Genomic DNA, 11,694 nt, shown 5'->3' with positions numbered 1-11,694 from the left:
TCGGGTCGACGGAATGTGACCGAATGGTCTGGGAAGCACCTATATTGGCGCGGAAGCCGAATCATCGGCTCGAGGCCGAAGGAGACCCGGTGCGCCGCACGCTGATCGTCATGTCCGCCCTCGCCGCGTGCGCGCTCGCCCCGCAGGCCGGCGCCGAACCGGCCGCCGATCCGGCGTTGAAGGTGCAGGCGGTCTTCGGAACCGAACAGTTCCCCATGGCGGGCGTGGCCGCCGACATCGCGCCCTGTGGCGGCGGCGCGAGCCTGGCCACCATCACCACCGGCGCCGACGGCTCGGCCGTCTACCCGGGCGCGCCGGGCTGCTACCGGGTTCAGGTCGCCGCGCCCATCGGCTGCATGCTCGACAGCGATTCCGCGCTCGAGGTCACCTCGGTGCCGGGCATCACCCCGCTCGCGACCTTCCGATTCCGCTGCGCCTGAACCGGCTCGCGCGAACCGCACACCCCGCTCCCACGCGCTTCGTGTGATCGCCGTCCTGTGTGACCGACTCCACATCCCGGAATGCACACTGCGCAGGGCTGTTAGCCTCGGTCACACATAGCCGCTCGACATCGCCGTACACGGAAGGCGTCGCATCACCCAGGGAGTAGGTGACACATGGGCGCGAGGTTCGCGTTGGCACACCAGCCCGGCATGGCCGCACCCCTGTCGATCCGGCGCTACGCGGTGACGATCGAGACGCTCGCGGCCCTGCTCGGCGCGGCTGTGGCGGGCCTGCTGCTGATGGCCCCCCTCGATCTCGGCGGCGCCACCGCCGGACCGGTCCTGCAATTGGATCTGCTCGTCCTCAATATGCCGCGCGCCGCCGCGGCCGGAGCCGCGCTGGCCGTGGTGTCCGCGGCCCTGGTGGTCGCGCTCGGCAGACGCAGCGCCTGGATCACCGCCTGCGGCAGCGCGGTCATGCTGCTGGTCGACCAGTTCTGGAACCGGGGCGCGCCGACCATGGACAGCCTCACCACCGCCAATTACATCGACTCCATCTTCGCGGGCATCCTGCTCGGCGCGCTCGCCGTCGCGGTCTTCGGCAAGCCGCTCGCGACCGCGGCCTTCCTCATCGGCGCGCTCGGCTCGATCCTGGTCGGGGACCAGACCTCGCTGCCACCCGCCGACGGCGGCAGCAACCCGCTCATCCAATTGGCCTCGGTCGGAACGCCGCCGGTGTGGCTGCTGCTACTCACCGCCGCGCTGCTGGCCACGGGAATCGCGCTGCAACAGTCCGATCCGGTGGCCGAGGAGGAGACCACCGACCTGGCCATCGGCACCATCCTGTCCGCGCTCGTGGTGATCACCGCGACCGTGCTGTCGACGGAATGGTTCGTACGCCATGCCGGGACGTTCGTGCAGATCGGCGCGGCCATCGCCGTCACCGTCGGCGCGGCCGTGCTGGCCGCCCTGTTGCTGCCGGGCCGCGAGGGCACGCTGGTGCTGCTGGCGGTCGCGGTGGCCAATGCGGGCAGCGCGATCATCGCGGTGCCGCGGCCGGATTGGACCGCGCCGTTCCCGGTGCTGGCCCTGCTGGCCGGACTGGTCGCCGGACGGTCGCGGCGCTCCCCGTGGCTCGCGCTGGCGGTGACCGGGGCGCTGGCCGTCTTCGCGGCGGGCACCGCGGGCCTGGCCCACCAGTACTCGGTGATCCCGGTGCTCGGCGTCGTGGCCACCGGATTCGCCATCGGCTGCTGCTTCGGCGCGGCCGTGCCGAAGACCGCCGGCAGCGCGGTGGTGGCCATCGCGGTGCTGATCGTGCCCTGCCTGGTGGTGGCGCTGCGCGGCAGCGACTTCGGCCGGGTCGCGTATTCGCCGCGCTGGTACCGGGATCCGAGCGGCGTGGTCTCGGCGGCGCCCGGGTGGGCGGCGCTGGTCGTCACCGTCGGCTGCGCGGCCGGGGTGTATCTGCTGTGGCGGATCCGGCCGGCGCGCACCGCGCCCGCCGCACTGCTCGCCGCGCCCCACGCCGATGAACCTCGGAAGGTCCTGCCCCGGGGCTAATCTGGCCGCATGACCGACACGTCACCGGTGGATCCGGCCATCGCTCTCCTGACCCGGGCGATCACCCAGACCGGCGAGGTCGTCGCCGCCGTCACCCCGGACCAGGCCGACCAGCCCACCCCGTGCGGCGACTGGACCGTGCGGGAGCTGGCGACCCACCTGATCGGTCAGATCCTGCGCGACTTCCGTATCGCCGCCCGCGGCGACATGCCCGAGTGGGGAGCCCCGCCCGACGAGGTCGGCGCGGACTGGGCCGCCGAATTCCGGACCCGCGCGCAGGCTTTGCTCGACGAGTGGCGGGCCGCCGACCTGGAACGGCCGGTGCCCGGAATGGGCGGGGAGGCCCCGCTACGCGGCCGCGTCGACCAGCAGATCGCCGAATTCACCACGCACACCTGGGATCTCGCCCGTGCCACCGGCCAGGACCGGACCCTGGACCCCGAACTCGCCGAATACGGCCTGGCCTGGTCGCACCGGGTGCTCAAACCTGAATTCCGGGGCCCGGGAAAGGCTTTCGGACTCGAGATGCCGATCGCCGCCGACGCCCCCGCCTACGACCGTCTCGCCGCCTGGTTCGGCCGCGACCCGGCCTGGACGCCGTCGGCCTGAGTTCAGCGCCCGAAGCGCCGGTTCACCCAGCCCAGGGCGTCGTCGAACGACGCGTCGAGCACGCCGCGGTGATCCACCCCCGTATAGGCGTGGTACTCCACCGGCTGCCCGCTCGCGCGCTGCTGCACCACCATGGCCTCGGTGCCCGTGGCGGGCACGGTCGTGTCGGCGCGGCCCTGCAACACCAGCAGCGGCTGGGCGAAGGACAGGGCGGTGGGGTCGTTCTCGTTCAGCACGCGGATCAGCGCTGCGGTGTCCCCGTCGCGCCGGAAGACGTCGTCGGAGTTCATTCCGCCCCACGATTCCGGTTGCCGCAGTTGACCGATGCACCGGTTGCCGGCCTGATCCAGCATGGATTGCGCACGCGCCGTGAGGAATCGAACGGGATCCACCTCGGCCACCGTCTGCGCGCCGCGAATGATCAAGGGCAGGAACGACACCGCGCCGCCGGTGAGCGGAGCCAGCGCCCCCGCCACGCCGGCGGTGGTGGCCAGCTGCGAGGCCTGCAAGCCGATGCCCTGGTGTGAGGCCGGGGCGAGGGCCACCGCGCCCAGCAGCTGCAGGTCCGGCGCCCACTGCTGGGCCTGCGCGTCGGTGAAGACGGCCGCCTGCCCGCCCTGGGAATGCCCGACCGCCACCCAGCGCGTCCCGATATCGGGGTCGATCTGCCGTGCGGCCCTGGCCATATCGGTGACGGCACGCTGCTCGGCGGCGCCGATCAGATAGCCGTGCGGCCCGGGCGTGCCCAGCCCCTGATAGTCGGTCTGCGCGACCGCGTACCCGGCCGCCACCCAGCGCTCCTGCACCCGCCGCACCATCGAGGTGTAGTCGTGGGCCGGGAAGTCGGGGGAGGTGTCCTGGGAGGGCGCGCACACGTCGGCGACACCGGTGGTGCCGTGCGCCCAGGAGATCAACGGCCAGCCGCCGGGCGGCGGCGTGCTGTCGGGCACCGCGAGCGTGCCGGTGACCGCGACCGGATCGCCCTGCATATCGATCGAGCGGTACATCAGCAGATAGTTGCGTGCCCCGGCGAGCGCGGGATCGCCTGTGAGCGGCCGGATCTGGATCACCGAACCGTGGGTCCCGGGAATCCGGTCGGCGGCCGGGTCGTAGAACGACGCGAGGGTCGTCTCCTCCGGCCGGACGGGTGTGGCGGTGGCCGACGCGGCCAGGATAGAGCCGGTGACGGTGGCCGCGAGCAGCGGGAACAAGCGGCGGAACCCGGGGCGCGAGGCGCGCCGAGACCGCTGTCCTGGACGGGTGCTCTCGTTCTCCGGCACCTCTCAGAAGATACCGGCGTGCACGTGTTTCACTCGGCAAGGCAGGGCCGACCGATCTGCCCGGAACGCGCTCGCGGTGTCCGGCTGCCTCCTGCGCAACCGGACACCGCGATGCACAGCTCTACCTTCCCGCCCAGGGCCGTGAATCGGAATACCGATCCGTCACGATGGCACGATAAGTCAGACATTTGCTCCGGCTGTCACGGTGCGCGGACACCATCACGCTGCGCGAACGACAAAGGCCCCGACCGTCATTGACGGTCGGGGCCTTCGGTGGTGCCCTCGGCAGGAATCGAACCTGCGGCCTTCTGCTCCGGAGGCAGACGCTCTATCCCCTGAGCTACGAGGGCGGGGATGGTCCCGTCCGGTCTCCCGGTCGGGCGGGGAAAGCGTATCGCATCGGCTGCGCTGCGCCAAAAACCGATGCGGACCGGGCGTTTCTATCCACCCGGTCCGCCGGTCCTCAGTTCATCGGCAGCGGTGCGACCTTGCGTTCGGCGAGCATCTGCGTCATCAGATCGGCCTCACCCTGCTGGGTTTTGGCCATGCTCTCCGCCAGCGACCGCACCGCGTCGGTGTCGGCGCGCTGTTCCGCGTACTCGATCATCGGCATGCCGCCCTGATGGTGGCGCAGCATGAGCTGCAGGAACAACGCGTCCTGGGCCGGACCGGTGGCCTGGCCGAGCGCGGCCATCTCCTGATCCGAGGCCATCCCGGGCATGGTCTGCACCGCGCCCGCGTGCATGGCCGTGCCCGAATGCTGGTGCGCCGACATGTCGGTCATCCAGCCCATGTAGCCGTCGGGGGAGATGAGCGGCTTGTCCCACAGCTGCAGCCAACCCTGCATGCGCCCGGCCTGATTGGCCTGCGTGGTCAGGATGTCGTAGGCCAGGCGCTTCACCGCCGGGTCGGCCGACCCGGTCAGCGCCAGACTCGACATCTGCACCGCCTGCGTGTGGTGCACCGACATGTCCTGGGAGAAGCCGACATCCACGGCGCCGGGCGTTTCGGTCTGATGCCGCAGCGGATTGCCGACCAGGATTCCGGCCAGGAAACCCACGAGCAGCACCCCGACCACGCCGAGGATCGCCAGCAGCTGCCGCTGATTGCGGCGCGGCTGCTGGTCGGGCTCGGCGGCGGGATCCGGCTCGGAGCTGCGATCGGGAACGTCGGCCATGAACGGCGGCACTACTGGGTCGGAGCCGGCTGCTCCGGCTGCGTCGGGCCGTCGGTCGGGGCCGGGATGGTCGGGATGCCGCCGGGCAGGCCGGCGTCGGTCGGCAGACCCGGGGTGCCCTCGGGCAGGCTCGGGATGCCGCCGGGGAAGCCGGGGATGCCGCCGGGCATGCCCGGGGTGCCGCCGGTCTCGTTCTGCGCCTTGGTCGCACCGGTGCCGTCCATCGGGACCGCGTCGGGGCCGGGGGCGCTCGGGTCGAAGGCCGGCGGGTTGTCGGTCTTGAAGGTCGGGTTCGCGCAGTCCGCGCCGACCTCGGGGTAGGCGTACTGGTTCAGCCGCAGCGCGGTGATGAACTGGGTGACGCGCTTGTCATCGGCGCTGTCCAGCTTGAGCTGGTGGCCCCACGACTGCAGCGAGATGGCCGAATCCAGGCCCGGGTACGGCGACATCAGGGTGTACGGCTTGCCCTTGACCTTGGCCGACAGCGTGTCGACGCCCGCCTTGTCGAGCTTGTCCGGGTTGTAGGCGATCCAGACCGCGCCGTGCTCGAGCGAGTGCACCGCGTTCTCGGTGCGGATCGCCACCGGGTACACCACACCGGTGCACGCCGCCCACGAGCTGTCGTGCGGACCGCCGAAGGGCGGGGCCTGGTCGTAGGCCACCCGCTGGGTCGCGGAGATGTGCAGGCCCGCCGCGTAGTCCTTCTTCACCACGCCGGAGATCTGATCCGAGGGATCCTTCTTCTGCGCGGACGGCGTGTACTTGTTCTGCTCCTGCTTGTCCTGGATCTTCGGCACGAGCACCCAGGCGATGCCGCCGATCAGGGCGAGGACGCAGACGACGGCGCCGATCATGAGCCACGGGATCTGGCGCTTACCGCCCAGTCCGCCGCCACCGCCCTTGCGGGACGACCCGGCGGACTTGCCCGCGGCCTTGATGGCCTTGGCCGATTTGGCACTGGTCTTGCTCGGCATGCTTGTTGTGCTCTTTTCGACGTGTCGGACAATCAAACGACGCGGCCGCATCGTTTGCTGGGCACCTGCCCGGTGGTGCCCGCTCGCGGCGTTCACCTGCTCAGACCATAGGATAGTGACTCGTGACTCCAGCTGACCTTGCAGATCTCCTTCGTGCTACCGCGGCGAAGGTACTTGTCGAACGTGGATCCGACCCTGCGGTCCTGCCCGACGAGGTCAAGGTGGAGCGTCCCCGCAACCCCGAGCACGGTGACTATGCCACGAATGTGGCCATGCAGGTAGGCAAGAAGGCGGGAATGAACCCGCGCGATTTCGCCACCCTGCTCGCCGAGGCGCTGACCGCCGCCGAGGGCATCGAGGTCGCCGAAGTCGCGGGACCCGGCTTTTTGAACATCCGCCTGGCCAAGGCCGCGCAGGGCGCGATCGTGGAGAAGATCCTGGAGGCGGGCGCGGAGTTCGGCACCGCGGACGCCATGAGCGGCACCAGGATCAACCTGGAGTTCGTCTCCGCCAACCCCACCGGCCCCATCCACCTGGGCGGCACCCGCTGGGCCTCGGTCGGCGACGCGCTCGGCCGCATCCTGGCCGCGCAGGGCGCCGACGTCACCCGCGAGTACTACTTCAACGACCACGGCGCGCAGATCGACCGCTTCGCCAACTCGCTGGTCGCCGCCGCGCTGGGGCAGCCGACCCCCGAGGACGGGTACGCGGGCGATTACATCAACGACATCGCCGACACCGTCGTGAAGGCCAACCCGGGCGTGCTGGAACTCCCGGAGACCGAGCGCCACGAGCTGTTCCGCAGCGCGGGCGTCGAGCTGATGTTCGCGCACATCAAGAAGACGCTGCACGAATTCGGCACCGACTTCGACGTGTACTTCAACGAGAGCTCGCTGTTCGCCTCGGGCGCGGTGGAGAAGGCCCTCGACGAGCTCAAGGCGTCGGGCAACCTGTACGAGAAGGACGGCGCCTGGTGGATCGCCTCCACCGAGTACGGCGACGACAAGGACCGCGTCGTCATCAAGAGCGACGGCAAGTCCGCCTACATCGGCGGTGACATCGCCTACTTCCAGAACAAGCGGTCGCGCGGCTTCGACCTGTGCATCTACATGCTGGGCGCCGACCACCACGGCTACATCGGGCGTCTGAAGGCCGCCGCGGCCGCGTTCGGCGACAACCCCGACACCGTCGAGGTGCTCATCGGCCAGATGGTGAACCTGGTGAAAGACGGTGCGGCCGTCCGCATGTCCAAGCGCGCGGGCACCGTCGTCACCCTCGACGACCTGGTCGAGCAGATCGGCGTCGACGCCGCCCGCTACTCGCTGGTGCGCTCCTCGGTGAACTCCAGCATCGACATCGACCTGGACCTGTGGACCCGCCAGGACAGTGAGAACCCGGTCTACTACGTGCAATACGCGCACGCCCGCACCAACCAGATCATCGGCAATTCCGCCGCGTTCGACTACGCCTCGATCGCACCGGATTTCGCGCTGCTCACCGATGACCGCGAGGGCGAGCTGATCCGCACCCTCGGCGAGTACCCGCGCGTGGTGGCCACCGCCGCCGACATGCGCGAGCCGCACCGCGTCGTCCGCTACCTCGAGGAGCTGGCGGGCGCGTACCACCCCTTCCAGTCCGACAAGACGCTGCGCGTCATCCCGCAGGGCGACGACGAGGTCACCCCGCTCAACGCCGCTCGTCTCGAGCTGGTCAAAGCCACCCGTCAGGTTCTCGCCAACGGCCTCGGCCTGCTAGGCGTCAGTGCTCCGGAGCGTATGTAGATGAGTGCCCACCCCGCCGGTCCCCGCCACGCGGACATTCCGCACGCGCCCACCCTGGCCGAGCGCCCCAGCGCGCCCGCCCAGATGATCGAGCTGCCCGCGAACGTGTGGCCGCGCAACGCCTCCCGCGACGCCGACGGCGTGGTGCGGCTGGCCGGTGTGCCGGTGCACGAGCTGGCCGCCGAGTACGGCACCCCGCTGTTCGTCATCGACGAGGACGACTTCCGTTCCCGCTGCCGCGACATGGTCCGCGCCTTCGGCGACGGCGCGCGAGTCCACTACGCCTCCAAGGCGTTCCTGTGCGGCGAGATCGCCCGCTGGATCCGCGACGAGGGCCTGCACCTGGACGTCTGCTCCGGCGGCGAGCTCGCGGTGGCGCTGCACGCCGGCTTCCCGGCCGAGCGAATCGCGCTGCACGGCAACAACAAATCGGTGCCCGAACTCGAGATGGCGGTCGAGGCGGGCGTCGGCGACGTGGTCGTCGACTCGCTGATCGAGATCGAGCGGCTGGAAGCCGTCGCCAAGCGCGCGGGCAAGGTCGTCGACGTGCTGGTGCGCGTCACCGTCGGCGTGGAAGCCCACACCCACGAGTACATCTCGACCGCGCACGAGGACCAGAAGTTCGGCTTCTCCATCGCGGGCGGCGACGCCATGCAGGCCATCGCGCGGGTCTTCGAATCCGACAACCTGCGCCTGCTCGGCCTGCACTCGCACATCGGCTCGCAGATCTTCGAGATCGACGGCTTCGAGATCTCCACCCGCCGCATGCTGGGCCTGCTGCGCGAGGTCGCCGACAAGTTCGGCATGGAACGCGCCGAGCAGATGCGGATCCTGGATCTCGGTGGCGGCCTGGGCATCTCGTACCTGCCGCACGAGGATCCGCCCGCCCTGGACGGCTTCGCCGCCAACCTGCGCCGCATCGTGGCCGAGGAGGCCGAGCGCGCCGGGCTGCCGATGCCGACCATCGCCGTCGAGCCGGGCCGCGCCATCGCCGGTCCCGGCACCGTCACCCTCTACGAGGTGGGCACCATCAAAGATGTTGTGCTCGACGGCGGCAATCGCCGACGCTATGTGAGCGTCGACGGCGGCATGAGCGACAACATTCGTCCGGCCCTGTACCAGGCCGAGTACGACTGCCGGCTGGTCTCGCGGTCCAGCGAGGCCGGTCCGGTGGTGGCCCGAGTGGTCGGAAAGCATTGCGAGAGTGGGGATATCGTCATCCGCGATACCTGGCTCCCGGCCGATGTGGGCCCGGGCGACCTGGTGGCGGTGGCCGCGACCGGCGCGTACTGCTACTCGATGTCGAGTCGTTACAACATGCTCACCCGGCCCCCGGTGGTCGCGGTGCGAGACGGCAAGGCGCGCTTGATCCTCCGCCGTGAAACGGTGGAGGACCTACTCAGCTTGGAGGTGAAGGCATGACCGAGGTGGCGAACAACGCTGCGAAGAACGGCGTGTGGGGATCGGATCACCCGATCGGTGTCGCGGTCCTCGGCATGGGCACGGTCGGCACCGAGGTGGTCCGCATCATTCGTGACCACGCCGACGACCTGTGCAACCGTGTCGGCGCCCCCGTCGTGCTGCGCGGCGTCGCGGTGCGGGACCTGAGCAAGGACCGCGGCCTGTCCGCCGACCTGCTCACCACCGACGCCGAGGCCCTGGTCACCCGCGACGACGTCGACATCGTCGTCGAGGTGATGGGCGGCATCGACCCGGCCCGCGCCCTCATCTCCGCGGCCCTGAACGCGGGCAAGTCCGTGGTCACCGCCAACAAGGCGCTGCTCGCGGACTACACCGGCGAGCTGGCCGCCGCGGCCGAGAACCACCGCGCCGACCTCTACTTCGAGGCCGCCGTGGCCGGCGCCATCCCGGTGGTCCGCCCGCTCATCCAGTCGCTGTCCGGCGACCGGGTCAACCGCGTGGTCGGCATCGTGAACGGCACCACCAACTTCATCCTCTCGGCCATGGCCGAGACCGGCGCCGACTACGACGACGTGCTGGCCGAGGCCACCCGCCTGGGCTACGCCGAGGCCGACCCGACCGCCGACGTCGAGGGCTACGACGCCGCCGCCAAGGCCGCGATCCTGGCCTCGGTCGCCTTCCACACCCGCGTCACCTCCGGCGACGTCTACCGCGAGGGCATCTCCAAGATCACCTCCGAGGATCTGGAGACCGCCGCGGCCGTGGGCTGCACGGTGAAGCTGCTGGCCATGGCCGAGCGCGTCACCGACGAGGGCGGCAAGGAGAAGATCTCCGTGCGCGTCTACCCGGCCCTCATCCCGCGCAAGCACCCCCTCGCCGCGGTCAGCGGCGCGTTCAACGCCGTGGTCGTGGAGGCCGAGAACGCCGGCCGCCTGATGTTCTACGGGCAGGGCGCCGGCGGCGCTCCCACCGCGTCGGCCGTGATGGGCGATCTGGTGATGGCGGCGCGCAACAAGTTCTACGGTGGCCGCGCACCGGGCGAATCGGTCTATGCTGAGCTGCCGATCGCCTCGATCGGCGACACCCCGACCCGCTATCACGTGAACATGCAGGTCGCCGACCGCACCGGTGTGCTGGAAGCGGTCGCCGGGGAATTCGCCAAACACAGTGTGAGCATCTCGACGGTCCGCCAGGAGGGACACGACGAGGGTGCGCGCCTGGTTGTGGTGACCCACCACGCGCTGGAGTCCGCGCTGGCGGATACCGTTGCCGCATTGGCCGAACTGGACTCCGTCACGTCCGTGACCAGTGTTCTGAGATTGGAAGGCACCGAGGAATGAGTGCAACCGCACGCGCTGCTGCACCTGTGCACACGCCGTGGCCGGGTTTGATCGACGCGTATCGCGATCGTCTCGCGATTCCCGCCGACTGGAAGGCCGTCACTCTCTTCGAGGGCGGCACCCCGCTGGTGCCCGCACACCACCTGTCGGAACTGACCGGCTGCGAGGTGTACCTCAAGGTCGAGGGCGCGAACCCGACCGGCTCGTTCAAGGACCGTGGCATGACCATGGCCATGACCGACGCCAAGTACAACGGCAAGACCGCCGTGCTGTGCGCCTCGACCGGCAACACCTCGGCCTCGGCCGCGGCGTACGCCACCCGCGCCGGACTGCACTGCGCGGTGCTGATCCCGTCGGGCAAGATCGCCATGGGCAAGCTGGCCCAGGCGGTCATGCTGGGCGCGAAGATCATCCAGGTGGACGGCAACTTCGACGACTGCCTGGAGCTGGCCCGCAAGGTCACCTCCGACTTCCCCGAGGTCGGCCTGGTGAACTCGGTGAACCCGGCCCGCATCGAGGGCCAGAAGACGGCCGCCTTCGAGATCGCCGACGCGCTGGGCAAGGCCCCCGACGTGCACGTGCTCCCGGTCGGCAACGCGGGCAACATCACCGCGTACTGGAAGGGCTACAGCGAGTACTTCGCCGACGGCGTCACCACCTCGCGCCCGCGCATGCTGGGCGTGCAGGCCGCGGGTGCCGCGCCGCTGGTCAACGGTGCTCCGGTGTCGAACCCGGAGACCATCGCCACCGCCATCCGGATCGGCGCGCCCGCGTCCTGGAACGGTGCGATGAACGCCAAGGAGGAGTCGGGTGGCGCCTTCCGCGCGGCCACCGACGAGGAAATCCTCGCCGCGTACCGCCTGGTCGCGGCCACCGAGGGCGTCTTCGTGGAGCCCGCCTCCGCCGCGTCGGTCGCCGGTCTGCTGGCCGCGCGCGCCGAGGGCTGGCTGGATTCCGGTCTCACCGTGGTCTGCACCGTGACCGGCAACGGTCTCAAGGACCCGGACAACGCGCTCAAGGGGATGCCCGAGGTCAAGCCGATCGCGGTCGACCCGGTCGCCGTGGCCCACGAGCTCGAGCTGGCCTGAGTTGACCGCGCGCGACG

General features: G+C 70.3%; 10 protein-coding genes and 1 tRNA gene. 7 read left to right on the top strand and 4 right to left on the bottom strand.

All coding sequences use genetic code 11. From position 1 onward, the window contains the following. Nucleotides 1-89: 89 nt before the first annotated feature. From ACWEOI_RS33080 to ACWEOI_RS33070, 3 genes are all read left to right on the top strand, one after another. On the top strand, nt 90-440 hold the full coding sequence (locus ACWEOI_RS33080) for a hypothetical protein (protein WP_452362137.1): 351 nt from the start codon (nt 90-92) through the stop codon (nt 438-440). 177 nt (nt 441-617) lie between these two features. Beyond that, the gene (locus tag ACWEOI_RS33075) at nt 618-2,006 is read left to right on the top strand and encodes a hypothetical protein (RefSeq protein ID WP_452362136.1); all 1,389 of its coding nucleotides are present in this window, start codon (nt 618-620) and stop codon (nt 2,004-2,006) included. 9 nt (nt 2,007-2,015) lie between these two features. Then, nucleotides 2,016-2,615, top strand: a complete 600-nt coding sequence (locus tag ACWEOI_RS33070; RefSeq protein ID WP_452362135.1) for a TIGR03086 family metal-binding protein — start codon at nt 2,016-2,018, stop codon at nt 2,613-2,615. 2 nt (nt 2,616-2,617) lie between these two features. On the opposite strand, the gene ACWEOI_RS33065 is transcribed toward ACWEOI_RS33070, so the two are convergent. The 4 genes from ACWEOI_RS33065 to ACWEOI_RS33050 all read right to left on the bottom strand — a co-directional run bounded on the left by ACWEOI_RS33065 (nt 2,618) and on the right by ACWEOI_RS33050 (nt 6,046). Then, nucleotides 2,618-3,895 (bottom strand): alpha/beta hydrolase family protein, encoded by a 1,278-nt coding sequence (locus tag ACWEOI_RS33065; protein WP_452362134.1) that lies wholly within the window; start codon nt 3,893-3,895, stop codon nt 2,618-2,620. Nucleotides 3,896-4,169: 274 nt separating this feature from the next. Beyond that, nucleotides 4,170-4,245, bottom strand: a tRNA-Arg gene (locus ACWEOI_RS33060). Between the two features lie 113 nt (nt 4,246-4,358). Then, nucleotides 4,359-5,072 (bottom strand): DUF305 domain-containing protein, encoded by a 714-nt coding sequence (locus tag ACWEOI_RS33055; RefSeq protein ID WP_433671066.1) that lies wholly within the window; start codon nt 5,070-5,072, stop codon nt 4,359-4,361. 11 nt (nt 5,073-5,083) lie between these two features. After that, nucleotides 5,084-6,046: a DUF3105 domain-containing protein gene (locus ACWEOI_RS33050; protein ID WP_433671068.1), complete on the bottom strand. Its 963-nt coding sequence runs from the start codon at nt 6,044-6,046 to the stop codon at nt 5,084-5,086. Nucleotides 6,047-6,168: 122 nt separating this feature from the next. Here ACWEOI_RS33050 and argS point away from each other — a divergent pair, with 122 nt between their 5' ends. From argS to thrC, 4 genes are read left to right on the top strand one after another with little or no spacing between them, the layout of a single operon-like run. Continuing rightward, nucleotides 6,169-7,827: an arginine--tRNA ligase gene (gene argS, locus ACWEOI_RS33045; protein WP_433671069.1), complete on the top strand. Its 1,659-nt coding sequence runs from the start codon at nt 6,169-6,171 to the stop codon at nt 7,825-7,827. Next, on the top strand, nt 7,828-9,249 hold the full coding sequence (lysA, locus tag ACWEOI_RS33040) for a diaminopimelate decarboxylase (protein ID WP_357097785.1): 1,422 nt from the start codon (nt 7,828-7,830) through the stop codon (nt 9,247-9,249). Further along, a complete protein-coding gene (locus ACWEOI_RS33035) occupies nt 9,246-10,589 on the top strand; it encodes a homoserine dehydrogenase (RefSeq protein ID WP_379105652.1) in 1,344 nt (447 codons plus the stop codon). Before lysA ends, ACWEOI_RS33035 begins: the two co-directional genes overlap by 4 nt. Then, complete coding sequence (gene thrC / locus ACWEOI_RS33030; RefSeq protein WP_357282059.1) at nt 10,586-11,677, top strand: threonine synthase; 1,092 nt, start codon at nt 10,586-10,588, stop codon at nt 11,675-11,677. The genes ACWEOI_RS33035 and thrC overlap by 4 nt, the downstream gene beginning before the upstream one ends. The last annotated feature ends 17 nt before the right edge of the window (nt 11,678-11,694 follow it).

This window comes from Nocardia sp. NPDC004340 (genome assembly GCF_053602575.1).
The sequence above is the reverse complement of the archived record's forward strand: the minus strand, read 5'-3'. Positions and strand labels throughout refer to the sequence as shown.

What these genes read in the sequence shown, in the direction of transcription:
- thrC (WP_357282059.1), top strand. Translation starts at nt 10,586, where the DNA reads ATGAGTGCAACCGCACGCGCTGCTGCACCTGTGCACACGCCGTGGCCG.
- lysA (WP_357097785.1), top strand. Translation starts at nt 7,828, where the DNA reads ATGAGTGCCCACCCCGCCGGTCCCCGCCACGCGGACATTCCGCACGCG.
- ACWEOI_RS33050 (WP_433671068.1), bottom strand. Translation starts at nt 6,046, where the DNA reads ATGCCGAGCAAGACCAGTGCCAAATCGGCCAAGGCCATCAAGGCCGCG.
- ACWEOI_RS33075 (WP_452362136.1), top strand. Translation starts at nt 618, where the DNA reads ATGGGCGCGAGGTTCGCGTTGGCACACCAGCCCGGCATGGCCGCACCC.
- ACWEOI_RS33055 (WP_433671066.1), bottom strand. Translation starts at nt 5,072, where the DNA reads ATGGCCGACGTTCCCGATCGCAGCTCCGAGCCGGATCCCGCCGCCGAG.
- ACWEOI_RS33035 (WP_379105652.1), top strand. Translation starts at nt 9,246, where the DNA reads ATGACCGAGGTGGCGAACAACGCTGCGAAGAACGGCGTGTGGGGATCG.
- ACWEOI_RS33070 (WP_452362135.1), top strand. Translation starts at nt 2,016, where the DNA reads ATGACCGACACGTCACCGGTGGATCCGGCCATCGCTCTCCTGACCCGG.